Origin of the sequence: Phyllobacterium sophorae (assembly GCF_003010965.1) — a bacterium.
Taxonomy (GTDB): domain Bacteria; phylum Pseudomonadota; class Alphaproteobacteria; order Rhizobiales; family Rhizobiaceae; genus Phyllobacterium; species Phyllobacterium sophorae.
Genome location: NZ_PGGM01000002.1, coordinates 224,399 through 250,599 on the forward strand (window position 1 = coordinate 224,399; position 26,201 = coordinate 250,599).

The following is a 26,201-nucleotide window of genomic DNA, read 5'->3' on the forward strand; positions in this document are numbered from 1 at the left end:
GTCGGCGTTAGGATTTGGTCTGGTTAAGAAGCAGTCCGCGCTTCGAGCGCTTGGAGAAAGATAATGATTGAGGAAACGCCAATCGATGCACCCGCTGAAGCGGAGACAAGCAGTGGACGGCGCGGCCGCGGCGCTGGTGCAGGTGCTGCCGCGCGTCGAGCAGCCCGTTCCGGTGGTGGTCCCGGCAAGTCTCTCACCTATATCACGCGCAAGATTCGCACCTATGAAGTGCTGGACGAAGAGGGCCTGGCGCTGATCGAGGCGAATGCGGATACCATTCTCGAAGAGATTGGCATCGAATTTCGCGATGATGCCGAAGCTCTTGCTTTGTGGAAGGAAGCTGGTGCTGACGTTAAAGGCGAACGCGTGCATTTCCCCAAGGGGCTTCCACGGTCCCTGCTAAAGACAGCCCCTTCAATTTATACGCAACATGCCCGCAATCCCGAGCGCGCTGTGCAAATCGGCGGCAATGCTACCGTTTTTGCGCCGGTGTACGGCCCGCCCTTTGTGCGTGACCTTGATGGCAATCGCCGCTATGCAACGATTGAAGACTTCAACAATTTCGTCAAACTTGCCTATATGGCGCCATCCATACATCACTCCGGTGGTACCGTATGCGAACCGGTCGATGTACCGGTCAACAAGCGCCACCTTGATATGGTCTATGCTCATATCAAATATTCTGACAAGCCCTTCATGGGGTCTGTAACCGCACCGGAGCGTGCGGAAGATACTATTTCAATGTGCAAGCTGGTATTTGGCGAAGATTATCTCGATCAGAACACCGTTTTGACCAGTCTTATCAATGCAAATTCGCCGATGGTATTCGATGAAACCATGGTCGGTGCGTTGAAGGTGTATGCACGCAACAACCAGGCATGCATCGTCACGCCGTTCATTCTCGCAGGTGCGATGAGTCCAGTGACGGTGGCAGGTACGCTGACGCAGGTTCTGGCGGAAGTTCTCGCGGGTGCATCGTTCACACAGCTGATACGACCAGGCGCACCGGTTATCTTCGGCACGTTCGCTTCATCGATCTCAATGCAGTCGGGCGCGCCGACCTTCGGTACACCGGAACCGTCGCTGGTTTCCTATGGCGCGGCGCAATTGGCGCGCCGTCTCGGATTGCCTTTCCGTACGGGCGGCTCGCTGTGCGCTTCGAAAGTACCCGATGCGCAGGCTGCTTACGAGAGTGCCAATACATTGAATTCCACGCTGCTTGCCGGCACGAACTTCGTTCTGCATTCGGCGGGTTGGCTCGAAGGCGGTCTGGTCTCGTCCTATGAGAAGTTCATGATGGATATCGACCAGCTCGGCATGGCGCAGAAGATCGCCGAAGGCGTGGACCTTTCCGAGAATGGTCAGGCAATGGACGCCATTCGGCAGGTTGGGCCAGGAAGCCACTATCTTGGTTGCGACCACACCCAGGCGAATTTCCAGACGGCTTTCTATCGCTCGAATATCGCAGACAACAATTCCTACGAGCAGTGGCTGGCCGAGGGCGAGAAGCGTGCGGACCAGCGTGCCAACGAACTCGCGCGCCGCTGGCTTGAGACTTACGAAGCGCCTTATCTCGATCCGGCAATCGACGAATCCCTGAAAGAGTTCATTGCCAAGAAGAAGGCTTCGATGCCCGACGCCTTCACTTGAAAGAAGCCCGAGGACGGCCGGGCTAAAGTGGCCAATTTGATCCACAAGGAAGTCTGGGCCTCTGCTGTAAAGGGCTCAGATGCCGGATGACCGTTACTCATCCGATCCTCGATCAAATCGCCGCCGCGCTGGAGCCATATGGTTTGGTCCAGCGCGGCGGTATTGTTTTTGATGAAGTTAACGTTCCTTCGCCCTTGATCCGGGGATCGCATTTTCGAAGCGTCGTCCTGGTGGGGCACTTCGGCTCATCGATTTGGCCGCATTTCGTACGATGGCGAGAAGATCATCCGGGCGCGCAAGATCCGCTCGATACCTGGTCCAGGGAAGTGTTGACTGCGGTGGCCGCAAGATTTGGCGCAACGGCGGTGTTTCCGTCCGACCAGCCCTATCTGCCGTTTCAGCAATGGGCGATGTGCGCCGAAGGACTGAATACTTCTCCGCTCGGAATATTGATTCATCCGCAATATGGGCTATGGCACGCATTTCGTGGGGCACTTCTGTTTGATCATGTGCTCGACTTGTCCAGCGGTGGTCCGCAACGTCATCCCTGTGACGATTGCCGGGACAGGCCGTGCCTTTCAGCCTGCCCAGTGAATGCTTTCTCCATTGACGGATATGATGTCGTTCGTTGCCGTGGCCATCTTGCTTCCGGAGAAGGGGACACGTGCATAACCGGCGGTTGCCTGGCGCGCCGCGCCTGTCCTGTCGGACACGAGCATGCCTACTCTGCACAACAGATGCGGTTTCATATGCATGCATTCGCGAAAGCCTGAGGCCGGGCAGACCTGCGCGCAAGAAAACTTATGCTATTTCAAATGCTTAGCCGAGTTTCCCAACAAAAGATATATCGTTGGCTTGATAAAAGATATATCTTTGTATAGATATTACTTATGAAAGATATAACTAGGAGACATCATTCCATGTATGGTCATTGCAGAAAACACCACGGCCACGGCGGCGATCATTGGTCGCGCGTTGAAACAATGTCAGGTTCGCACGAGGGCGGGGGCCGCTTTGGCGGACGCGGACGCGGCGGTCCATTCGGGCGGCATAGAGACGGTCCGTTTGGCGGGCGTGGTCCCCGTATGTTCGATCCAGGTGCATTGCGCCTTGTCGTCCTCGGTTTGATCGCGGAAGAGCCACGTCACGGCTACGACGTCATCAAGGCGCTGGAGGCAAGGTTCCAGGGCGCCTACAGCCCGAGTGCAGGTGCGATTTACCCGATGCTGCAGATGATGGAGGAGGCCGATCTTGTCACTTCCACCACAACTGGCAACAAGCGGCTCTATACGATCACGGAACAGGGGCTTGCCTATCTCGAAGAGAATCGCGCGGAGCTGGACAAGATCAACGCCCAACTCGACAATGCTTCTGGCGAGATACGTGGTGCCGCTTTGGGCGAGGAAATGCATGCGTTGAGCTTCGCGCTTCGCTCGAAGCTTCGCAGCGGTTCGCTGACTGCCGAAAAGGCGGATCAGCTGCGCGAAATCCTGAAAAGGGTCCGCCGCGAGATCGAGGACCTTTGACGGCCCCAGAATAAAATAGAACCAGCGGATGAACCGCTGGTTCCTATGTCTAGCCGCGGCGCCCGCGACGCTCGCGCTTTGGTGTGTCGTCCGCGTGGGCGGCGAGCTTGTTGCGCATCGGTCCAATAGTTTCGACGATCGTCTCAACAGTAGGGCGTGGCCCATGAACATGGCTGTCGAGCGCCTTGCGCATCGCTGCCAGATGCTCAAATGACGTACCGCAGCAGCCGCCGATGATCCTAGCGCCGCCATCAATGGCAAGGCGAGCGTAATTAGCCATCAAATCGGGTGTTCCGGAATAGAAAATCTCGGATCCACGAAATTCGGGAATGCCGCAATTCCCCTTGATGACAATAGTCGCAGACGGATCGGCCTCGCTCATGTCAAGCAGGGACGCGAGAATGTCTGAAGCGCCGACGCCGCAATTAGCACCAACGGCAACCGGCTTTTCGCCGAGACCATCGACAACGCCATGAATTTCTTTCGGTGGCAGGCCCATCATCGTCTTGCCCGCCGTATCGAACGAACCCGTATAGACGTAGGGGAGGCCGACCTTGACCGCAGCTTCGGCAGCGGCGCGGATTTCGCCGGGCGCCGACATGGTTTCAATCCAGGCGACATCGACGCCGCCGGCCTTCAAGCCTTCCAGTTGCTCTGTGAAGGCTGCGACTGCGTCTGCCTCGGTCAAGGCACCAAGCGGCACAAGCAATTCGCCCGTTGGACCGACCGATCCAGCAACGATGACCTTTCGATCCGCCTTGTCGGCGACACCGCGGGCAAGTTCCGCCGCTTTCTTGTTGAGCTCAAACACTCGATCCTGTGCATGATGCAGCTTCAGTCGATGCCTCGTGCCGCCAAAGGAATTGGTCAGGATGATATCTGCACCGGCATCCACAAAACCCTGATGCAGCGCGGTGATCTTTTCCGGCTGGGCATCGTTCCAGAGTTCTGGCGCTTCGCCTGCTTCGAGGCCAGTCGCAAACAGGTTCGTACCGGTTGCGCCATCAGCCAGCAAAACGCCTTTTTCGGCGATGAGTTCAGCGAGTGGATTTGCAATGGTCATGACGGATATTCCTTTAGGATCGAATAGATAACGATATAAGGAAGTCTTTATATGTGGTCAATCGTCATTTGCGACAAGGTTTGCGCAAATTAGACCACCTTCAAGGAGGGAATGTACGCCGCCACTTCGTGCGCATTGATCTTGGCGACACGGATCAGGCCGTCAAAATGCCGCTGCAAGGTAAGTACCGCCTCGGTCGTGTTTAAAACCAGATACATTTCGCCGACAAAGATAGCCGCGCGATAGGGTCCGAAAACCGTGTAGGGGACCGAATACCGCTCCCTCCCGTCGAATAGGTAGAGGCGGAAGGAGGGGTAAAGCTCATCCAACAGCACTGCCATATGTTCGAGCTGCTGGAGGCGGACACTGCGGGGAAGGTCGCTCCATATGCCGCAGCCGGCAGCGAAATCCTGCAGTCTCTGGAACGGCATACAGACCTCCATATCCGTACCTGGTTGCCGGTTATAGTCCAGGCGAAATGCGGTTTCGCTTATCTGTGTCGCCGGGTCGCGGTGAACCATTGAGGTTTCATAGGCGATAACCGCCCGGGTGCGCAGGAGGTCGGGGAAGCGGGCAGGCACATAGCGTATCTTGCTGCCTGTGGCTTCCGCATGCCAGCGAACCAGCAGCGTCTGTTCGAAACCGTCCACGCCCTCTTCGATTTCGAGACTTGGTCGCAGTTCACCAATGATGCCTTCATCCTGGCTGAGACCCAACAGCCAATCAAGGGACACCCCATAGCGCTCCGCGATGTTGAGCAGCGTTTCGACGCGGGGGAGTCGCGTGGACTGTCCGGACAGAAGTTGTGAAAGCGCCGACCGATCGATTCCGACCGATGCGGCAAATGACGACTGGTTGTCACCGCTGCGTAAGAGAAGGCTTTTCACACGCTCCTGGAACAGGCGAGAAAGATCGCGTTTATCCATTTCTTCTCCGCATTGTTTACTAAGTACAACATATGCTTCATTTGGTGCGCATAATCAACACTTTCTCACAATAATCGCATTGCTGACAACTCCTGACAATGAGACCATGAAAAACATGGAATCAGAAAGACATACGGAAACAACTGCATACCAGCCCCGGCGAAAGCGCCTTGGCATTGAATGGCCAACCATCGGTCTCATGATCGTCTGCTACGGGCTTTGGTTAACCGCCGGCTATTACATTTATCCCGTCATGCCGATCCTGGCTTTGGCCCTGATGGCGGTTTCAGTGGCATTCCATTCGTCCTTGCAACATGAAGTATTGCACGGCCATCCGACACGTAACGGCATGATCAATGAAATTCTTGTCTCGCTGCCGATAGGCCTTGTCTTTCCCTATCGGCGTTACAAGCACTTGCATCTGAAACACCATGCGGACGAACGGCTGACAGATCCCTATGACGACCCTGAGAGCTATTATCGGGCTTTGGGTGATTGGGAGAAGCTGCCTTCGTTCGTCAGGGCATTGCTCGGCTGGAACAATTCCCTTGTGGGCCGGATCGTTATTGGACCGGCGCTGATGGTCGTCGGCTTTGTTGTCAACGAGACAAGATTGGTTGTTGGGGGCGATGACAAGACCCGCACCGCCTGGGTGCTGCATGGACTGGGTCTTGTTCCGATGCTGGCGACGGTGTGGTTCGTATTCGGCATCCCGCTCTGGCTCTATGCGCTGACGGCTGTTTATTGGGGGTTGTCGATCATCTCGATCCGCAGCTATTGTGAGCATCAATGGTCGGAACGTCCGGACGGGCGGACCGTCATTGTCGAAAAATCGCCTTTGGCGCTTATATTCCTCAACAACAATCTGCATTTCGTCCATCACAAGCGTCCAACGGCGCCGTGGTATGATCTGCCACAACTTTACCGCGAGCAGCGCGAGGAGTGGCAGCGCATGAATGGCGGCTATGTCTTCCGCAACTATTTCGAGATCTTGCGGGCTTACGCTTTCCGCAAGAAGCAGGAAGTGGTTCACCCCGTTCTGCGGCGCGAACCGGCACCTGGACGCGCTTTCCGTCCGCGCCGCCACGGCATCAGTTTGCAGGGCGGCTCTACACTTCCCATTCCCGCCGAGCCGCCTAAAGAGTAGGACACTCAGGTCGAGGCGGCCTGCAAATGGCGTTTTTCTACGCTTCCGATGCTCACGTACTCAATGTACGCTGCGCTCCGGTGCTCGAAAACCACCATTTTCGGCTCGCCCTCATCTGAGTCCACTAGACCTTAAGTGTAGAACATGACCTTTGTTGCGGCTCTGCCGATGTACGATCTGCCCGAACGGCGCGCCGAAGTGGACGCGCAGTGGATAAGCATGCGCGCTATCCTTCGCTCAAACGGATATGACGCACCTGAATATCTGATACGGCGCAATGCCGATCTTCCGGCGGTCCCCGGCGGTATCAAGGATGCTGCGGGCAATGTCATCGCGCCTGACCCGGCGACGCTTCCCCCCGACGAGCTCGATCTGCCGACGATGTGGCGCCATCCGGATTTGCTGATAACGCAAAGCTGTTGGGGCCCGATGGAACTGGGTCTCGACCGGCATGTCCATCTCGCCGGGCAGGACGACTATTCAGGCATAGAGGGCGGCGATGGTGAACTTTACTCCAGCGCGCTGGTCATGCGGCGAGGCGAGGGAGAGCCGGTCGCGGCCCCGGCGGACGGGAGAGCGAGACTCCCGATCGATCTCATGCGGCACAAGCGGCTGGCCTTCAACAGCCGCGACTCGATGTCCGGCTACCTTGCGCTTCATCGTGATTTGAAAGCGCAGGACAAAACGTTTGGCCTGTTCGGCGGTCTTGTCGAGACCGGCGGGCACCGCGCCTCGATTGAGACGGTTGCCACGGGCCGCGCCGATATCGCCGCCATTGATTGCAAATCATGGGAGCTGGCGCAGCGGTATGACGAGGCGGCGAGTGCGTTGATTGTCGTTGGCTGGACGGGCAGGCGCAAGGGCCTGCCCTTTATCTCTTCTCGAAAGCTACCCGCGCATCTTTTCGCCTGACGGATCAAACGGCGGCTCGACAGTGATGCGGGCGGCACGGCGGATACCGAGGATCTCCACCTCGAACATCCCCTGATCTTCATGGGTTGCAAGCTCTGCGGGCACGTAGCCCTGTGCCATGGAATGGCCGACGAAGTGAGCGTAGCCGCCGGACGTGACCCACCCGACAACGCGCCACTCACCTTGGATGGCACCCTTGTCGCCCGCGTTGGCGACGACCTCTCCGGTCGCGTCAAAGCGCGGCGCGCCGACGCCATGACCGGCCTGCACGACGCCGTAATCCTTTGAAGTTTTTGCCCAGATCGGCTCATCGCCCATCACATCGGCAGCGCCATCGCCATGCGGCACGTCAATCAGGAAAGAAACACGGCGCAGTCTTGTACTGGTTCCTGCGTCGAATTCCGCCTTTTCCTTGGCGGCTGCTTCGCGGCCGATAAAATCATTCTTGGATAGTTTGATGAAACGGTCCATCGAGCCTTCGTATGGCCCGTAGATCGGTCGCAGCTCACGGAACCAAGTCGGAAAGTTCTTCTCAAGCCGCATGGCGAGCAGGGCGCGCATGCCGAAATCGACGATGTTGTATTCGGCTCCAGCTTCCTTGATCCTCTTGTAGACGAGGCGCTGGTAAGCTGGCTCCATCCAGATTTCATAACCCAGGTCGCCCGTATAGGAGATGCGGTTGACCTTGCATGGAGCGCCGCCAACGGCCATCTCGCGGAAATCCATGAAGCGGAATGCGGCGTTAGACACATCTTCATCGACGAGTTTGGCAAGGAGGTCGCGGGCTTTCGGACCGGCAATTGCAAGGCCCACGAGCGTCTGGTCGAAGCGGTGAATGCGGACTGAGCCATCCTTCGGTTGATGCTTCTGAAACCAGCGCATGTGATAGCGCTGGGCGGCGGACGACCCCCAGATCAGAAAGCGATCATCAGCGGCCTTGGCAATGGTGAAGTCGCCGATCAGTTTCCCCTTTTCATTGAGCATTGGGGTAAGGACGAGGCGTCCCGTCTTCGGCATTGTATTGGTCATCAGGTGCGAGAGGTAGGCTTCAGCGCCGCTGCCCGTCACTTCATATTTGGCGAAGTTGGCGATTTCCGTAATGCCGACACTTGTCCGTGTGGCGCGGACCTCATTGCCGACATGCTCGAAGTCGTTGGAACGATGGTAGGATACGATGTCGCGCGCTTCAGTGCCCTCGGGTGCGAACCAAAGCGGCGTTTCGAGGCCCCAGGAATCGCCCATCACAGCATTCTGGCCGAGCATCGTATCGTAGAGGGGCGTGGTCTGTTGCGGACGCCCTGCCGGCAGTTCCTCGTTGGGGAAGCGGATGGAGAAACGCCGCGAATAGTTCTCACGCACCTTGGCGTTGGTGTAGCGCAGGGTCGCCCATTCGCCGAAGCGGGCAACATCCATGCCCCAGACGTCGAAGCCCGGTTCGCCATGCACCATCCAGTTGGAGAGAGCGAGGCCTACGCCGCCGCCCTGGCTGAACCCGGCCATGACGGCGCAGGCAGTCCAATAATTGGTGAGGCCCGGTACCGGACCTACCAGCGGGTTGCCGTCGGGTGCGAAGGTGAACGGACCGTTGATGATCTGCTTGATCCCGGCCCTTTCGATGCCGGGAAAATGCTTGAAGCCGACTTCGAGGGAAGGCGCGATACGATCGATGTCCGGCGGCAAAAGCTCATGGCCGAAATCCCACGGCGTATTGACCGGAGACCATGGCTTGGCAGCCTTTTCATAGGTGCCGAGGAGGATGCCGTTGCGTTCCTGGCGCGTGTAGATCTCACCCTTGAAGTCCATGACGCCGATAAGTTCACGCCCTGTCGATTTGTTGAACTCCATGACTTCCGGCACGTCCTCTGTCAGGAGATACATGTGTTCCATGGCGAGAACCGGCAGTTCCAAACCGACCATGCGGCCGACTTCGCGCGCCCACAGCCCGCCGCAATTGACAACGTGCTCGGCCTTCACGGTGCCTTGCTCCGTGACGACGTTCCAGGTGCCATCGGTTTCCTGCGTCAGTTCGACGACACGATTGCGCAGGGAAATTTCGGCACCAAGCTTTCGAGCGGCCTTGGCATAGGCGTGGGTTGTGCCCGACGGATCAAGGTGGCCCTCGACCGGATCCCACATGGCACCGACGAAATTGGTCTCGTCCATGAGGGGGAACATGGCCTTCGCCTCGGATGGCGTTATCAGTTCGGTGTCCATGCCGAGATAGCGGCCGCGAGCATGGGCAAGCCGAAGAAAATCCATACGCTCCGGTGAATCCGCCATCATGACCCCACCGGTCAGATGCAGACCACAGGACTGGCCCGAAAGCTCCTCGATCTCCTTGTAGAGGCTGACCGTATAGGCCTGCAGCTTGGCAACATTCGGATCGCCATTAAGCGTATGGAAACCGCCGGCCGCATGCCAGGAAGAGCCGGATGTCAGTTCCGATCGCTCGATCAGCATCACGTCGGTCCAGCCGGCGCGTGCAAGGTGATAGAGGACCGAGCATCCGACAACGCCACCGCCAATGACCACTGCTTTAACGTGCGATTTCATAGTCTTATGCCTCATGTATGGGAATGTGATTCAATTCGTTGAGAATGCGATTCAACTGGTCAGAAATCAGTTGGCGCGCCACCTTCGGCCTTGCGCTTCGCGACAAAGGCATTGATTTCCTCCTCGATCCCGGGGTCGATTTCCGGTTTCTGGTAGGTCGCCAGACGCTCTTTCCAGACCCGGTTGGCGCGTTCGATGGCCGTGGGCGAACCGGCCTCCTGCCAGGTTTCATAATTGCGCCAGTCTGAAATAATCGGCGCGTAGAAGGCAGTCTTGTAACGTGATTGCGTATGGGCCGTGCCGAAGAAATGGCCGCCCGGACCTACATCGCGCATCGCATCGATGCCGAGTGCGTCTTCAGACAGATCAAGCGGCGTCAGGAATTCCGCCACCATTTGCAACAGGTCGAAATCCAGGATCATCTTTTCATAGGAGCAGCAGAGTCCGCCTTCGAGCCAACCGGCGGAATGCAGCATGAAATTGGCGCCCCCCTGGATCGCGCCCCAGAGCGAGAACACCGATTCGTAGGCAGCCTGGGCATCGACGGTGTTCGCGGCGCAGACATTCGAGGTGCGGTAGGGGATGCCGTACCGGCGGGCGAGCTGGCCGCCGACCATCTGGGCTTTCATGTATTCAGGCGTACCGAAGGCCGGGGCTCCGGATTTCATATCGACATTGGACGTGAAGCCGCCATAGCCGACGGGCGCACCCTTCTTGACCATCTGGGTGAAGGAGATACCAGCGAGAGCCTCTGCATTCTGCTGGACCAGCGCACCAGCGATCGTTACCGGGGCCATGGCGCCGGCGAGCGTGAAAGGCGTCACAATGACGACCTGGCCGTTGCCCGACATCTGTATGATGCCTTCCATCATCGGAATGTCGAGCTTCAGCGGAGAATTGGTATTGATGATCGTGTAGCAGGATGCCTCGCTCTGCAGCTGTTCATGGCTGACGCCACGGGCGAGGCGGGCAATCTCAATGCCGTCCTGATTGCGTTCTTTACCGAGCGAATAGATATGGAACGGTTTGTCGGTCAACGTTGCCAGATCGCGGATACATTCCAGATGACGAACCGATGGGTGAATGTCGATTGGCTCGACGGGATAGCCACCGGTCGCATTTATGATGTTGTGCATCTGCGCCAGTTTCAGGAAATTGCGGAAATCCGCCTGGTTGCCCGAACGTCTGCCATTGTCGGTATCCGAACAATTGGGCGCCGATCCCATCTGCGCAAGAATCAAATTGTTACCGCCAAAGCGGACATTGTGTGCCGGATTGCGGGCACGCAGCGTGAATTCGGATGGTGCATGGCTGACATATTCGAGGATCATGTCCTTGTCGAAATGTACGCGCATCGTGCCAGGGGTGACATCGGCACCAGCCCTTTTCATGATTTCACGCGCACCGTCATGCAGAACGTCGACGCCGATTTCCTCCAACACTCTCAGCGAACCGTTGTGAATGGATTCCAGTTCATCGTCGGAAACGATTTTTGTCGGCGCGAATGGAATTTTCAGCTGGCGGAATGGTGGCTGGTCGAAGGCTCCGCTTTCCACGCTGCGGGGCCGGGACCGACCACCACGCCGGCCATGATCCCGCGATGATGTGTTCGTGTCGATCTCAACTGCAGGTTCATTCATTGCTCATGCCCTTTGCTTACACCCATGGCGGGCGATCTTGCCACTATCGCCAGAGGCGCAATCAGCGTGCGCGGCGTGAGCGACGCCGAGCGCAAGGGAAGCGACATGCTATAGTGGCGCCTATCTTTCTTGTGGGGGAGAAAGCGATTTCAGCATCTTGAGCCCTTCGCTCAAGTGCTGAAAATCGCAGGTGATGGGATTGCAGTCAGTAGCTTGGATCTTCCAAGAATTCAGCAAAGAGGCAAATTCAAGAACATCCTATCCCTCCCTCAATGGGAGAGATCAAAGGCCCTTGGCTTACTCCGCCGCGGCCCGGGAGGTCAGGTGGCTGATCGGTGTCACCATGGCCTGGATCAGGCTGTTCATGCTGATCACGCCGGTCGGCTTGCCACTATCGTCGACAACCGTCGCATATTGCTGGTTGGCGTCGGTCATGGTTTTGGCAGCTTCTTCCAGGATGGTCCCGCTCTTGACCGTAACGCCTCCCGTTGCAGCCGGAGCACCCGAATGAGTCGCGATGGTATCGACCATGATGACGCGGCCGCGGTTGACTTCCTTGACAAAGCTCGAGATGTACTCGTCCGCGGGCTTCAGAACGATGTCCTGGCCAGTCCCTTGCTGGACGACTTCGCCATCGCGCAGGATTGCGATGCGGTCTCCAAGCCGCAGTGCTTCGTCGAGATCGTGGGTGATAAAAACGACGGTCTTCTTGATTTCCTTCTGCAGATCGAGAAGCACTGATTGCATATCCATGCGGATCAGCGGGTCGAGCGCGGAAAACGCTTCGTCCATCAGCAGGATAGGAGCGTCATTCGTCAGCGCGCGGGCGAGGCCGACACGCTGCTGCATACCACCGGAAAGCTGATTTGGATAATGGTCCTCAAAGCCTTTCAACCCGACTCTTGCGATCCAGCGGCGCGCCTGTTCTTCCTGTTTTTCCCGGGAAAGCCCCTGGATTTCCAGACCGTAAACGGTGTTGTCGAGCACCGTGCGATGGGGAAGCAGGGCGAACTTCTGGAAAACCATCGCTGTCTTGTGCCGGCGGAACTGGCGCAGATCGTTCTGGTTCATCTTGCAGACGTCGGCGTTGTCAATGATGACCTCGCCCGCCGTCGGGTCGATCAAACGATTGATGTGGCGGATCAGCGTGGATTTTCCCGAACCGGAAAGGCCCATGACCACCTGAATGCAACCAGCCGGCATGTCGATATTGATATCGCGTAGGCCAAGGACATGACCGTGTTTTTCATTCAGTTCCGTCTTGGACATACCCTTCTTGACGGCTTCGACATAGGCGTCCGGTCTTTGACCAAAAATCTTGTATAGATTCTTGATCTTGATACCGGCGCCTTGAACGTTGCGATCAGCCATGGACCACCTCCTGGTGCTTCTGAAGACGCTTGCCATAGGCCTGACTAACGCGATCGAAAATGATGGCAATGCCAACGATGGCAAGGCCGTTGAAAAGTCCGAGAGAGAAGAACTGGCCATTGACGGAACGCAGCACCGGCTGGCCAAGACCCTGAACGCCGATCATCGAGGCGATGACCACCATGGCAAGAGCCATCATGATGGTCTGGTTGATGCCAGCCATGATCGTGGGAAGGGCGAGAGGTATCTGCACATTCTTCAAACGCTGCCAGCTGGAGGACCCGAAAGCATCCGCTGCTTCCAGCACGTCCTTGTCGACAAGCCTGATGCCCAGATTTGTCAGGCGGATCATCGGCGGAATGGCATAGATGACTACAGCGATCAGCCCCGGCACCTTGCCGATACCCAAAAGCATGACGACGGGGATCAGGTAGACGAAACTCGGCATGGTTTGCATCACGTCGAGAATGGGATTGACAAGACGCTGGAAACTATCCGAACGCGCCATGACGATGCCTATGGGAATGCCGACGACAATGGAGACGACCGTTCCGACGAAAATCATGGCGATGGTCTTCATCGCATCGCTCCACATGTCGAAATAGCCAATGAGGAGCAGGGTGATGACGGTTCCTGCAACGATCTTCCAGTTGCGGCTGGCGATCCAGGCGATGCCACCGATCAGGAGGATCATGATGGGCCAGGGCGTCGCCGTCATAAAGCGCTCGGCCTGGATAAGAAAATACTGCAGCGGCTCGAAAAAGGATTCGATGACATCGCCATATTGACGGGTGAAAGCCTTGAAGCCCTCATCCAATGTCTTTTTCAGATTGCGCAGCGTGTCGTCATTCATATTTGGGAATGAGTAGAACCAATCCATGTCAGTACCCTTCTATAGCCATCCCCAGCGCTACGCCCTTGAATGACTGAAGCGGTTGAAAGCGATGGCGTTCAACCTATCGAGAGTGGAGTACGGCGAAGCCCTGTTTCGCCGTACTTGACTGTCGTTATTGTATGGCCGCTTTAACTTTATCTGCGGCTTCCGGAGAAACCCACTTTGTCCAAACGGCCTCATTGTTCTTGAGGTAGTATTTAGCGCCATCTTCGCCTGTCGCCTGATTGTCGACCATCCAGGCAAGCAGCTTGTTGAATTCGTCAGTCGAAAGCTGCCGCTTTTTCAGATAGTCGAACGCTGGACCCGAAGAGTCGGCGAACTTCTTTGTAACAACCGTATAAATATCAGAGATTGCCCAACCATTGGGTTTTGGATCCGGGCAGTCGGCAACGACAGTGCATCGTTTCCATTCCGCTTCGTCAAACGGTACGCCGTTCTCGAGCTTGACCATGGGATACTTGCCGAGAATGGCCGTGGGACCCCAATAATAGCCCAGCCAGGGATCCTTGCGCTCATACGCCTTTGCAATCGAACCATCGAGGCCGGCAGCAGATCCTGTGTCGACGAGTGTGAAGCCATTTTTTTCGCCTTCATAGGCTTTGAAAAAATTGGTCGTCGTAATCTGGCAGGCCCAACCCGATGGACAGTTAAAGACCGCGCCCTTCTTCGGATCTTCCGGCGAGGGAAACAGCTCCGGATGTTTCATGGCATCGGCGATCGTCTTGATTTCAGGATGCTCATCAGCGAAATATTTGGGAATCCACCAGCTTTCCGTACCGCCTTCGGTGATCGCAGGCGCGGCATAGACTAGCTTTTCTTCCTTGACCGCCTTTTCCAGCTGGTCGCGAACGGTGTTGAGCCAGCCCTCCGGCGCGATGTCCGGCTGACCTTTCTCAATCATTGATGTAAACGTCGGGACTGTATCACCCGCAACGAGTTCGGCATCGCAACCATAGCCTTCGCTAAGGATGATCTTGTCGAGATTGGCAAGGGCTTCTGCCGACTGCCAGTTCATGTTGGCGATTGTAACTGTACCGCATTCAGCCGCTGATGCCGATCCGGCATAACCGAACAGACCAGCGGCCAATATAGTTGAAGCGAGCAGCTTCTTCATGTTCTTTATCTCCCACTCATTTGACAGTTCACCCGAAAACGAATTCTAACTTGGTACTGCCTTACCCAGTCGTTCGCCTATGTGCCATTTGGCATCTTTATCCCGGCAGAATGCAATGGTTTCATTGAATAAATGCGGTATATCGCGACAACGCCTATCGATATAACGACGCCGGGAATATGAATGCGATGTCAGACGGTACATTGTCATCGACGCATCGTAACAAACGAACAAACGAAAGATCAACGTTTTAGGCAATTTTTCCTGTCGTACATGGTGGCAGCGGCGCTGAATATGGCTTTTCCATTAGCGTCACGCCAAGGCGAGCATACTTTTTTAGCCAAACTGCCCAAGGTGTTAAGGCAGACAAGTGGCTTTGGCATACCTGCCATGCAAATTTGCATGCGTGATTACTGTAAATGCGACACGCTGTGGCGAAATTTCCTGATCAAACATTAGGCAAAGAGCGCATTTGAGTGGCAACAACAGTTTACTCATCGAGGTGCAGAAATGCTCTATATTTTTAACCGCAACAACCGCGTACACATTTCGTGGAATGCCACCGAAAAGCGTAACGCGCCTTCCGGCAACGCGAAGAGCGGCATTGGCTCTGCGCTGTCCTTCATCTGGACCCGTTCGGCCGGCTGATTTACGGCTAAGGCCGTTCAACTCGAGAACCGCTGCCTTCAAAAAAGGTAGCGGTTTTTCTATGCAGGCTGATCTATAGCGTCCATATCAAAAAACCGCCCTGTCCGTGATGGAACAGTGCGGTTTTTTGCCAAATTACGCATGGCTTTCCGCCGAACGATACCCTGGCAGAAATAACGACTCCGGTACGCAGTACCTGATCCGGAGCAGGGAGCAGGGTCTTGGTCTGCTCACCTGTAAAGTTTTAACCGGACATCGTTACCGCGAGGTTATCGAGAACTTAATCAAATCTAAATTCTGGAACTTTCCGGGCGTTTCTTTGTGATAATCAGCCTTGGCGCTTTGCATCACGCAAATAATTGATGATGCCTGAAAAATCAGAACCTTCATTACCCGCCGCACCAAACTGCGCATAAATCTCCTCGGCATGCGCACCAAGCGGTGTCGCTGCGCCAACACTGTTGGCGGCTTCCTGCGAAAGTTTCAGATCTTTCAACATCAGCGCCGCGGCAAAACCGGGCTTGTAGCCATTGTTGGCAGGGGAGGCCGGTACAGGTCCAGGTACCGGGCAATAGGTGGTCAGCGACCAGCATTGACCGGAGGAGGTGGAGGCAACATCGAAGAGGGCCTGATGCGAAAGGCCAAGCTTTTCCGCGAGTGCGAAAGCCTCGCTGACCCCGATCATCGAAATGCCGAGGATCATGTTGTTGCAGATTTTCGCTGCCTGACCGTTGCCCGCTTCGCCGCAGTGGACAATTCTGGCTCCCATCTGCTTCAGGACGGGTTCGGCCTTGACGAATGCCTCTGTGCTGCCGCCGACCATGAAGGTCAAGGTACCGGCCGCGGCGCCGCCAATGCCGCCGGATACGGGGGCATCTACCGACAGCAAGCCATTCTTTTGCGCGATATCATGAGCCTTGCGCGCCGAATCGACGTCAATTGTCGAGGAATCGATGAAAAGCGCGCCATTTTTCGCGGTCTTGACAACGGATTCATAAACCGACAGCACGTGTTTTCCCGCCGGTAGCATGGTAATGACGACCTCGGCGTCGGCGACAGCAGCCTCGGCGTTGGCGGCGATTGTTACGCCGTTGCCTTTGGCCGTATCCAGGTTTTCTGGCAACAGGTCAAAGCCAAGAACCGTGTGTCCGGCTTTCACAAGATTGGCGGCCATTGGATTGCCCATATGTCCAAGACCGATAAAAGCGACTGTTGTCATCGCAACGTTTCTCCCTGATATAATTTTGTTTAACGGCCCGTCATATGCCGGGCGATGATGACCCGCATTATTTCGTTGGTGCCTTCCAGAATCTGGTGAACACGCAGATCGCGGACGATTTTTTCGATGCCATAGTCGTGCAGGTAGCCATAGCCTCCATGGATTTGCAGTGCGTCATTGGCGACGTTGAACCCGGTATCGGTGACAAATCGCTTGGCCATTGCCGACCATTTCGAGGCGTCATGTGTCTTGTGGTCGAGCTTCGACGCGGCGGTATAGAGCAGCATCCGCGCGGCGGAAAGCTCGGTCTCCATGTCGGCGAGCTTGAACTGCAAGGCCTGGAACTGGTTGATCGCCTTGCCGAATGCCTTGCGCTCAGCCGCATAAGTAATCGCCTTGTCGAGTGCGGACTGCGCGCCACCGAGCGAACAGGCGGCGATATTCAAGCGTCCGCCATCGAGCCCGCCCATTGCTATGCGGAAACCGTCGCCTTCCTCGCCAAGCCGGTTTGCTACCGGAACGCGACAATTGTCGAAGATGACCTGCCTGGTCGATTGCATGTTCCAGCCCATCTTGTATTCGTTGGCGCCAAATGACAGGCCGGGCGAGTCCTTTGGAACAACCAATGCGGAGATTCCCTTCGGTCCATCCTCGCCGGTCCGTACCATAGTGACGTAAACGTCCGAATCGCCCGCGCCGGAAATAAACTGCTTGGCGCCGTTCAGCACATAATGATCGCCGTCACGCACGGCGCGTGTCTTGAGTGCGGCAGCGTCGGAACCTGAATTTGGCTCGGTCAGGCAGTAACTCGCCAGCCATTCCATGGATGTCAATCGCGGCACGAAGCGCTGACGCTGCTCTTCATTGCCGAAAAGATCGATCATCCATGTTCCCATATTGTGAATCGATATGAACGCCGAGAATGCCGGGCATGCGGCTGATAGCGCCTCGAAGATCAGCACTGCATCCAGTCGTTTCAGCCCGGAGCCACCCACATCCTCGCGCACATAAATGCCACCCATGCCGAGCGGCCCGGTTTCCCGAATGACATCTGCCGGAAAATGCTTGTCACGATCCCAGGCGAGTGCATTGGGCGCTACGCGGTCTGCTGCAAAAGCCCGTGCCATGTCCTGGATAGCCAATTGATCCTCGTTGAGTTCAAACTGGCCCGACGCGGATTCCACGCTGCTATCCATGGCTAACCTCCCTTTATTCTTAGTTGTTCCCCACTCTATCCCATGCTCCAAGCCGTGCAACGTCTTCGGTGGGGCTAGGAAGAGAAAGACATATCCGCTACTCAAAGCGCATGACACGCGCAATCATGTTGCAAGGAACCGGCTCTGACGTTGGTAAATCCGTCCTGGTGGCCGGGCTTTGCCGGCTTGCGCGCAATCGCGGGCTGAACGTGCGTCCGTTCAAACCGCAGAATATGTCGAACAATGCTGCTGTCAGCGACGACGGCGGCGAGATCGGCCGGGCGCAGTGGCTGCAGGCACTTGCCTGTGGCGTGCCATCCTCGGTGCACATGAATCCGGTGCTGCTGAAACCGCAATCGGAAACCGGCAGTCAGATCATCGTTCAGGGCAAGGTCTGGGGACAGGCCAAGGGCAGGGATTATCAGAAATTCAAGGCGCAGCTGCTCGATGCGGTGATGGCGTCGTGGAATGTTGTTTGCGATGGCGCCGATCTGGTAATCGTGGAGGGGGCGGGCTCACCTGCGGAAATCAACCTGCGTGCCGGTGATATTGCCAATATGGGCTTCGCCACGCGGGCCAACGTGCCAGTCGTTCTGGTTGGCGATATCGACCGGGGTGGCGTGATCGCGTCGATCGTTGGCACGCACGCGATCCTTCAGCCTGAAGATCGCGATATGATCATCGGCTACATCATCAACAAGTTTCGCGGCGACGTTTCCCTTTTCGACGAGGGGCTGAAATCGATAACCCAATTCACCGGCTGGCCGTCATTCGGCGTTGTCCCGTGGTTAAGGGATGCCTCCCATTTGCCTGCGGAAGACTCTGTCGTCCTGGAGCGGCTGGTCAAGGGTGAGGGGCGGGCGCTGAGGATCGCAGTCCCCGTTCTCGATCGCATTGCCAATTTTGACGATCTGGATCCGCTGATGGCGGAACCGCAGGTGGACGTCGTGATGGTCCGCAGCGGCGAAAGGTTGCCAGCGGACGCAGGACTGGTAATCATACCGGGTTCAAAGTCGACGATTGGCGATCTGTTGCGCTTCCGGGAAAATGGCTGGGACCGCGATCTCGACATGCACAGGCGGCGCGGCGGCCACATCATCGGCATTTGCGGTGGCTATCAGATGCTCGGCCGGACCGTTCGCGATCCCGAGGGAATCGAAGGCGGTGTCACGGAAGCCGAAGGGCTGGGCCATCTTGATATCGACACGGTGATGGAACCGGAAAAGACTGTGCGCAACGTCGAGGCGCATTCATTGCAATTCGATCTTCCCTTGCAGGGCTATGAAATCCATCTCGGTAGAACGACGGGCCCGGACTGCGAGCGTCCGACAGCGCGCATCAATGGCACTGCAGACGGTGCTGCGTCCGTGGACGGCAAAGTCTTTGGTACTTATCTGCATGGGATATTCGGGGCGGATGACTTCAGAGCGGCATTGTTACGATCCATGGGAATTGCGGCCGAGTCATTTGACTATCGCGCCAGAGTGGATGCGGCCCTCGATTCGATAGCCGGCCAACTGGCTGAAGTTCTCGATATTGACGCATTGTTGAAGGCAAAATCGCAGCGATGACGCGGCAGGCGGCGTTGATGTCGCAGATTCGTTTGACATTTCTGGCGCTTGATGAATAACGTTCAACCCATGATTGGTTCCCGCATCGGCCAAAGGCCAAGGGATCAAAAGGGAATGTGACGGCCGTACCCATCAGGGCGGCCTAACCGCAGCCGACCCCGCGACTGTAGAGCGGCGAGGGTCAATGTCAGTGCCAGAAGCGAAAGCCGACGGCAGCCACTGGGAAACCGGGAAGGCGGCATTGATCTTGCGACCCGCGAGCCAGGAGACCTGCCAGTCATAGGGCAATAGTGCCGAAAACCGAAGGGGATTGTCCCTTCAAGGCCCTACACGGAGGTTGTTATGGCTGCTGCACGTACTTCGACTACGATTTCGCTCCCCCTCGCTACGCGTCTGACAACGGCGGTTTTTTCGCTGATGCTCGGCGTGTTCATAATTTATGGCGTCGGCCTGTCCCATTCCGAAACGCTGCATGACACAGCGCATGACACGCGCCATTCATACGGATTCCCTTGCCACTAAGGCTGATAACGGCTGGATAGACTGATTCAGCCGCCAGCGCTTACGCATTGAAAAATACGGTTTGTTTGCCCGGGACGTTTTTGCGTACCCGGCATCTTGCTTTAGGGATTGGGAGCAGATCTCATGTTGGTAAAATATCTTCTGGCTACGATCGTAGCTGGTTTGTTGGCTGGTATCCTTTTGACGCCGGCCATGTATGTGCGGGTTGTTCCGCTCATTCTTCACGCCGAGGAATATGAAAATGCCGGCGGACACGAACATAGCCATGACACTGCTGCGGCGACCACGGCGGAAAGCGCACCGGCTGCCGTCGCTCCGCATGCGCACGAAGAAGAGGAGGCGGGACCTGAGCTTCCATTTGGACGACTCGGCAATACACTGCTGATCAACCTGGTTGCCGGTGCAGGCTTTGCGCTCGTCACAGGTGCTGCAGCGCTTATTCTTGGCAGGAAGATTACACTGCAGAACGGGATTTACTGGGGTCTCGCAGGCTTCTTCATCTTCAATTTCGCACCCGCATTCAGCCTTGCGCCGGAATTGCCGGCAATGCCTGCCCCCGATCTCGCCGCGCGGCAGGCCTGGTGGCTTGTCACCGTCTTTCTCACAGCAGGCGGCGTCTATCTCCTCGTCCTTCGCGAGGAGGTTTGGGCCAAGGTCCTGGGTGTTGCGCTGATCGTTGCGCCGCATGTCTATGGTGCACCGGAAGCAGAAGATCTTTCGTCACCCGTGCCACCTACGCTCGCGTCGGAATTTGCTGTATCAACGCTGGCGACCAACCTGTTTTTCTGGGTTGTGCTTGGAACGGCGCTGGGCTGGGCCATTCAGCACTATGCGGCATCGGAGCTGGATGCCTGATGATAATTCCACCCCCAAAAGGCCCCCGGCAATGTTAGGACATGGGGTCACCTTTATCCTTGGCGGTGCGCGTTCCGGTAAATCTTCTTTTGCCGAGGGTTTGATTGAAGCATCCGGTTTGGAAGCTGTCTATCTGGCCACCGGCAAAGCGTGGGACGATGAAATGTCTGCGCGGATAGGGCTGCACAAAGCGCGGCGCGGGTCCGCCTGGACGACGATTGAAGAGCCACTCGATCTGGTCGGCCTTTTGCAAAGCGAATCCGCTGGCAACAGAGCGGTCCTTGTCGATTGTCTCACACTTTGGCTCACCAATCTGATGATGGCGGAGCGCGATATAGAGGCGGAGACGGCGGAGCTTGTGGCCGTGCTGCCACGACTCAAGGGGCCCCTGGTGTTCGTATCGAATGAGGTGGGTCTCGGAATCGTTCCGGAAAACCGCATGGCGCGCGAGTTTCGCGATCATGCGGGGCGCCTCCATCAAGCCGTGGCCGGGGCCGCGGCAACTGTCTATTTCGTGGCAGCAGGACTGCCGCTCAAAATGAAGGGATAAGAACATGCAGGGTCAAAAGATGCTTGATCAAAAGATTCCGGCAACGGTCATCACCGGCTTCCTCGGCTCGGGCAAGACGACGATGATCCGCAACCTGCTCGAGAATGCCAATGGCAAGCGCATCGCACTGATCATCAATGAATTTGGCGATCTGGGCGTCGATGGCGGTCTGCTCAAAGGCTGCGGTATCGAGGCATGCCGCGATGAGGATGTGATCGAGCTCAACAATGGCTGCATCTGCTGCACTGTGGCCGATGACTTCATCCCGACGATGACCAAATTGCTTGACCGTCCCGACCGTCCGGATCACATCGTGATCGAGACCTCCGGCCTCGCATTGCCGCAGCCGCTGGTTGCGGCCTTCAACTGGCCGGAAATCAAGACGCAGGTGACCGTCGATGGTGTCGTCACGGTCATCGACGCTGCCGCCGTTTCGGAAGGCCGCTTTGCCGACGACCACGATAAAGTCGACGCGCAGCGTGTCCAGGATGAATCGCTCGACCACGACAGCCCGCTTGAGGAACTGTTCGAGGACCAAATACGGGCCGCCGATCTCATCATTTTGAACAAAACCGACCTCATCAGCGGCGCTCAGCTCGACGCGGTCAAAAACGATGTACAGAGCCGGTCAATACGCGCGCTCAACATGGTTCCGGCGAGTTTCGGTAAACTCAGCAATCAGTTGCTGCTCGGACTTGGCGTGGGCACCGAGGACGATATCGCCAACCGCAAATCGCATCATGAGATGGAACACGAAGCGGGCGAAGAACATGACCACGACGAATTCGAAAGCTTCGTCGTCGGGCTTGGTCCGGTGGCCGAGCCGAAATCATTTGTCGAGAAGCTGAAGAGCGTGATTGCCGACCATGATGTTCTGCGGCTCAAGGGCTTCGTCAACGTACCTGGCAAGCCGATGCGCCTTGTCGTGCAAGCGGTGGGTTCGCGGATTGAACACTACTTCGACCGCAGCTGGCATCCCGGTGAAGAGCGCCAGACGCGACTGGTTGTTATCGGTCTGCACGATATCGACACGGCGGCCATCTCAAGTGCAATGAATGCCGCAGCGGCCTGATTAGAGGAAACCGAATGCATCTCCTGCTTGCCCAGAAAGGCACCATAGCCGAAGGCACCGAGGCGGTTGATCTCGGCCAGACGCCGGGGGATGTGCTGTTTCTCTCCGCCGCAGATACGGAGTTGGCGAGTCTCGCATCTGCCCGGCGGCAGGCCGGTGATGGGGTGTCTCTGCGCCTCGCCAATATGATGTCGCTGGCGCATCCGATGTCCGTCGATGCTTATGTCGAGCGGACCGCGCGCCACGCCAAGCTCATTGTCGTGCGGATTATCGGCGGCGAGAGCTATTGGCCCTATGGGCTGGAAGCTCTGCATGCCTGCGCCGTCAATCACAAGGTCATGCTTGCCGTTCTGTCCGGCGACGACAAGCCGGATCCAGGACTCGACCGGTTCTCGACGATTGCGCGGCAGGATCGGGATGCGCTGTGGCACTATCTGCTTGAAGGGGGAGCGCAAAACGCCCAGCGCTTCCTCGACTATTGCGCTGCGTTGATCGACGGCAAGGACAAGCCGCAGGAAGCAGCGCCACTGCTTAAAGCCGGACTGTGGTGGCCGGGGAGTAGCGCTCCCTCGCTTGATGAAATGCGGAGGCACTGGCGGGAAGATTCTCCGGTTGCCGCGATTTGCTTCTACCGCGCGTTGGTGCAGAGCGGACAGACGCAACCGGTAGAGGCATTGATCGAGGCGCTGAAGGCGAAGGGCCTGAATCCGATGCCGCTATTTGTCTCGAGCCTGAAAGACCCAGTCTCGGTGGCGACACTGGAGGCCATTTTCGGAGAGGCCCCGCCGGCAGTCGTCCTCAACGCAACTGGGTTCGCGGTATCCGCACCCGGCGCTGCGCGCAAACCCACCGTGCTCGAGCATGATGGCGCGGTGGTGCTGCAGGTGATCTTTTCCGGATCGAGCGCCGAGCAATGGCGCAATTCCGGCCAGGGCCTCTCGGCTCGCGATCTGGCCATGAATGTGGCGCTGCCGGAGGTGGACGGACGCGTACTTTCTCGCGCGGTGTCGTTCAAATCGGCACGGCAATACGATGAGGCGGTCGAAGCCAATATCGTCACGCATGAACCGCTGGCCGATCGCGTTGAATTCGTTGCCGCGCTGGCGGCGAACTGGGCGAGGCTGCGGGCAGCAAAACCCGAGGCGCGGCGTGTTGCCTTGATCATGGCCAATTATCCCAACCGCGATGGGCGGCTTGGCAATGGAGTGGGCCTCGATACCCCGGCAGGCACGTGGCACATGCTGAATTCGATGCGCGATCATGGCTATCGCATTGCCGATATTCCCGCCGATGGCGACGCGCTGATCCACCATATGATGGCGGGGCCGACCAACGCAGCGAGCGATGGCAGGGAAATCCGCGAAACCATTTCCCTTAAACAATACAAGAGCTTCTACGGGAAGCTTCCACAATCGATTCAGCAGGCGATTGCTGCACGTTGGGGCGAACCCGCCACTGATCCATACTTCATGGCGCAGGCAGAGATGTTTGCGCTGCCGCTCGCGCGCTTCGGCGAAACGCTGCTCGGTATTCAACCGGCACGCGGCTACAATATCGATCCGAAGGAGACATACCATTCGCCGGACCTCGTACCGCCGCATGGTTATCTCGCCTTCTATGCCTATCTGCGAGAGGTCTATGGAGCGCACGCCATCGTGCATGTCGGCAAGCATGGCAATCTCGAATGGCTTCCGGGCAAATCTCTCGCACTGTCGGAAACCTGCTATCCGGAAGCCGTGCTTGGCCCGATACCTCATATCTATCCGTTCATCGTCAACGACCCGGGCGAGGGAACCCAGGCAAAGCGCCGCTCGGCTGCTGTCATTATCGACCATCTTACACCGCCGCTGACGCGCGCCGAGAGTTATGGACCGCTGAAGGACCTCGAAGCGCTGGTGGATGAGTATTACGAAGCCTCGGGTGTCGATCCACGCCGCTTGGTGCGGTTGAAAGTCCAGATCCTTGATCTGGTACGCGACATCGGGCTCGACAGCGATGCGGGTATTCATGACCATGATCCCGACGATCTCGCCTTGCAAAAGCTGGACGCCTATCTTTGTGATCTGAAGGAAATGCAGATCCGTGACGGCCTGCATATCTTCGGACGCTCACCGGAAGGGCGTCTGATGACTGACCTTGTTGTTGCCTTGGCACGTGTTCCGCGTGGTTCCGGCCATGGTGCAGATCAAAGTCTGCAGCGGGCGATCGCGTTCGATCTTGGACTTGATGGCTTCGATCCGCTTGACAGCGAGATGGCCGCGCCATGGAACGGGGCCCGGCCCGATATCCTGCAGGCGGTTTCGGATGATCCATGGCGTATCGCGGGCGATACGGTGGAACGTGTCGAACTTCTGGCAGCGAGGCTGGTGTCGGCGGAAGTCGAATGCCCTTCAACGTGGACGGCGACTGCCGAAGTGATTGAGGGCATCCGCACGAATCTGCATCCTGCTGTGATTGCCTGCGGCGACGCGGAGATGAAAGCCCTGTTGATGGCGCTGGACGGCCGGTTCATCGCCCCCGGTCCTTCAGGAGCGCCAACGCGTGGCCGCCCCGACGTGCTGCCGACCGGGCGTAATTTCTTTTCGGTCGATACGCGGGCCGTGCCAACGCCCGCGGCATGGGAACTCGGGCAGAAATCCGCCGAGCTTTTGATCCGCCGTTACACGCAGGATCATGGCGAATGGCCGACTTCGTTTGGACTGACTGCCTGGGGCACGTCCAATATGCGCACCGGTGGTGATGATATTGCCCAGGCGCTGGCTCTGATCGGCGTCAAGCCGATATGGGACATGGCCTCACGCCGGGTCACCGGCTACGAAATTATCCCGATTGCCGTGCTCGGTCGTCCGCGCGTTGACGTCACCCTGCGCATTTCCGGCTTCTTCCGCGATGCCTTTCCCGAGCAGATCGCCTTGTTCGATACGGCAGTGCGGGCGGTCGGTGCTCTCGATGAGGATACTCAGGACAATCCGGTCGCAGCCAGAATGCGCAGCGAGCAGGCGCGGCTTATTACGGAAGGTGTAGAGGAAAAGCTGGCCAGGCAGCGCGCCGGTTTCCGCGTCTTTGGCTCCAAACTGGGGGCCTATGGCGCTGGATTGCAGGCGCTCATGGACGAAAATGCCTGGGCAAAGCGGGACGATCTGGCTGAAGCATGGCTCGTATGGGGTGGCTATGCCTATGGCGCGGGCGAAGAAGGCAAGGCGGAGCGCGGGCTACTGGAAGAACGGCTGCGCACGTTGAACGCAGTCGTGCAAAATCAGGACAATCGCGAACACGATCTTCTTGATTCCGATGACTACTACCAGTTCGAAGGCGGCATGTCGGCAGCGGTGGAACTCGTATCCGGCGAGCGGCCCACGATCTACCACAATGACCATTCGCGTCCCGAAAAGCCGGTTATCCGCACGCTTGAGGAGGAGATTGCTCGCACGGTGCGCGGGCGTGTGACCAACCCAAAGTGGATCGCAGGTGTCATGCGCCATGGATATAAGGGCGCCTTTGAGATGGCAGCGACGGTCGATTACCTCTTTGCCTTCGCGGCAACGACGGGAGCCGTCGGTAATCACCATTTTGAAGCCGTGTATCAGGCATTCCTGGTGGATGAGGATGTGCGGGCTTTCCTGCGGGAGAAAAACCCGCACGCTTTGCGCGATATGGCGGAGAAGCTCGAAGGGGCGGTGACACGCGGTTTCTGGACCCCCCGCTCCAACTCGGCACGGTATGAACTCAGCAAGCTCGCTGCCTGATAATTTGATTCGGAAGGAAACGCCA

The 26,201-nt window shown here is 57.3% G+C and carries 21 protein-coding genes and 1 riboswitch; of the genes, 12 read left to right on the plus strand and 9 right to left on the minus strand.

Annotated features, from left to right (window positions below; translation table 11 throughout):
• Nucleotides 1-63: 63 nt before the first annotated feature.
• The 3 genes from CU103_RS05010 to CU103_RS05020 all read left to right on the plus strand — a co-directional run bounded on the left by CU103_RS05010 (nt 64) and on the right by CU103_RS05020 (nt 3,176).
• Nucleotides 64-1,650, plus strand: coding sequence for a trimethylamine methyltransferase family protein (locus CU103_RS05010; RefSeq protein ID WP_106662842.1), 1,587 nt, complete (start codon nt 64-66; stop codon nt 1,648-1,650).
• An 86-nt stretch (nt 1,651-1,736) separates the two neighbouring features.
• Nucleotides 1,737-2,423 (plus strand): 4Fe-4S dicluster domain-containing protein, encoded by a 687-nt coding sequence (locus CU103_RS05015; protein WP_106662843.1) that lies wholly within the window; start codon nt 1,737-1,739, stop codon nt 2,421-2,423.
• Nucleotides 2,424-2,570: 147 nt separating this feature from the next.
• Complete coding sequence (locus CU103_RS05020) at nt 2,571-3,176, plus strand: PadR family transcriptional regulator (RefSeq protein WP_245448615.1); 606 nt, start codon at nt 2,571-2,573, stop codon at nt 3,174-3,176.
• Nucleotides 3,177-3,225: 49 nt separating this feature from the next.
• Here CU103_RS05020 and bmt read toward each other — a convergent pair whose 3' ends face one another.
• Both bmt and CU103_RS05030 read right to left on the minus strand, forming a co-directional pair.
• Complete coding sequence (gene bmt / locus CU103_RS05025; protein ID WP_106662844.1) at nt 3,226-4,239, minus strand: betaine--homocysteine S-methyltransferase; 1,014 nt, start codon at nt 4,237-4,239, stop codon at nt 3,226-3,228.
• An 89-nt stretch (nt 4,240-4,328) separates the two neighbouring features.
• The gene (locus tag CU103_RS05030) at nt 4,329-5,165 is read right to left on the minus strand and encodes a helix-turn-helix domain-containing protein (protein ID WP_106662845.1); all 837 of its coding nucleotides are present in this window, start codon (nt 5,163-5,165) and stop codon (nt 4,329-4,331) included.
• 106 nt (nt 5,166-5,271) lie between these two features.
• Between CU103_RS05030 and CU103_RS05035 the strand changes: the two genes are divergently transcribed.
• Nucleotides 5,272-6,312: a fatty acid desaturase gene (locus CU103_RS05035; RefSeq protein WP_162707058.1), complete on the plus strand. Its 1,041-nt coding sequence runs from the start codon at nt 5,272-5,274 to the stop codon at nt 6,310-6,312.
• 144 nt (nt 6,313-6,456) lie between these two features.
• Entirely contained in the window at nt 6,457-7,224 is a 768-nt protein-coding gene (locus CU103_RS05040) for a phosphate/phosphite/phosphonate ABC transporter substrate-binding protein (RefSeq protein WP_106662847.1), read from the plus strand.
• Here CU103_RS05040 and CU103_RS05045 read toward each other — a convergent pair.
• The 5 genes from CU103_RS05045 to CU103_RS05065 form a co-directional block, all read right to left on the minus strand.
• On the minus strand, nt 7,201-9,777 hold the full coding sequence (locus CU103_RS05045) for a GcvT family protein (protein ID WP_106662848.1): 2,577 nt from the start codon (nt 9,775-9,777) through the stop codon (nt 7,201-7,203). The two genes, CU103_RS05040 and CU103_RS05045, sit on opposite strands and share 24 nt — an antisense overlap.
• Nucleotides 9,778-9,836: 59 nt before the next feature.
• Nucleotides 9,837-11,417: a trimethylamine methyltransferase family protein gene (locus CU103_RS05050; RefSeq protein WP_106662849.1), complete on the minus strand. Its 1,581-nt coding sequence runs from the start codon at nt 11,415-11,417 to the stop codon at nt 9,837-9,839.
• A 297-nt stretch (nt 11,418-11,714) separates the two neighbouring features.
• Nucleotides 11,715-12,788 (minus strand): quaternary amine ABC transporter ATP-binding protein, encoded by a 1,074-nt coding sequence (locus CU103_RS05055; protein WP_106662850.1) that lies wholly within the window; start codon nt 12,786-12,788, stop codon nt 11,715-11,717.
• On the minus strand, nt 12,781-13,668 hold the full coding sequence (locus CU103_RS05060; RefSeq protein WP_106662851.1) for an ABC transporter permease: 888 nt from the start codon (nt 13,666-13,668) through the stop codon (nt 12,781-12,783). Before CU103_RS05060 ends, CU103_RS05055 begins: the two co-directional genes overlap by 8 nt.
• Before the next feature lie 127 nt (nt 13,669-13,795).
• Nucleotides 13,796-14,797, minus strand: coding sequence for an ABC transporter substrate-binding protein (locus CU103_RS05065; protein WP_106662852.1), 1,002 nt, complete (start codon nt 14,795-14,797; stop codon nt 13,796-13,798).
• 510 nt (nt 14,798-15,307) lie between these two features.
• Here CU103_RS05065 and CU103_RS31295 point away from each other — a divergent pair.
• Entirely contained in the window at nt 15,308-15,445 is a 138-nt protein-coding gene (locus CU103_RS31295) for a hypothetical protein (RefSeq protein ID WP_162707059.1), read from the plus strand.
• 328 nt (nt 15,446-15,773) lie between these two features.
• On the opposite strand, the gene mmsB is transcribed toward CU103_RS31295, so the two are convergent.
• Together mmsB and CU103_RS05075 are read right to left on the minus strand one after the other, a co-directional pair.
• Nucleotides 15,774-16,685: a 3-hydroxyisobutyrate dehydrogenase gene (gene mmsB / locus CU103_RS05070; protein WP_342588893.1), complete on the minus strand. Its 912-nt coding sequence runs from the start codon at nt 16,683-16,685 to the stop codon at nt 15,774-15,776.
• Nucleotides 16,686-16,693: 8 nt separating this feature from the next.
• Complete coding sequence (locus CU103_RS05075; RefSeq protein WP_106662854.1) at nt 16,694-17,860, minus strand: isobutyryl-CoA dehydrogenase; 1,167 nt, start codon at nt 17,858-17,860, stop codon at nt 16,694-16,696.
• 110 nt (nt 17,861-17,970) lie between these two features.
• On the opposite strand from CU103_RS05075, the gene CU103_RS05080 reads away from it, so the two are divergent.
• From CU103_RS05080 to cobN, 6 genes are all read left to right on the plus strand, one after another.
• A complete protein-coding gene (locus CU103_RS05080; RefSeq protein WP_106662855.1) occupies nt 17,971-19,431 on the plus strand; it encodes a cobyric acid synthase in 1,461 nt (486 codons plus the stop codon).
• Between the two features lie 57 nt (nt 19,432-19,488).
• A riboswitch (cobalamin riboswitch) is annotated at nt 19,489-19,723 on the plus strand.
• 50 nt (nt 19,724-19,773) lie between these two features.
• Entirely contained in the window at nt 19,774-19,953 is a 180-nt protein-coding gene (locus CU103_RS05085) for a CbtB domain-containing protein (protein WP_099998476.1), read from the plus strand.
• Between the two features lie 123 nt (nt 19,954-20,076).
• Nucleotides 20,077-20,808: a CbtA family protein gene (locus tag CU103_RS05090; RefSeq protein WP_106662856.1), complete on the plus strand. Its 732-nt coding sequence runs from the start codon at nt 20,077-20,079 to the stop codon at nt 20,806-20,808.
• A gap of 31 nt (nt 20,809-20,839) precedes the next feature.
• Nucleotides 20,840-21,358, plus strand: coding sequence for a bifunctional adenosylcobinamide kinase/adenosylcobinamide-phosphate guanylyltransferase (gene cobU, locus CU103_RS05095; protein WP_106662857.1), 519 nt, complete (start codon nt 20,840-20,842; stop codon nt 21,356-21,358).
• Nucleotides 21,359-21,377: 19 nt separating this feature from the next.
• Nucleotides 21,378-22,430 carry a cobalamin biosynthesis protein CobW gene (cobW, locus tag CU103_RS05100; protein ID WP_106663301.1) on the plus strand — a complete coding sequence of 351 codons (1,053 nt, stop codon included), beginning with the start codon at nt 21,378-21,380 and terminating at the stop codon, nt 22,428-22,430.
• Nucleotides 22,431-22,444: 14 nt separating this feature from the next.
• On the plus strand, nt 22,445-26,176 hold the full coding sequence (gene cobN, locus CU103_RS05105) for a cobaltochelatase subunit CobN (RefSeq protein WP_106662858.1): 3,732 nt from the start codon (nt 22,445-22,447) through the stop codon (nt 26,174-26,176).
• The last annotated feature ends 25 nt before the right edge of the window (nt 26,177-26,201 follow it).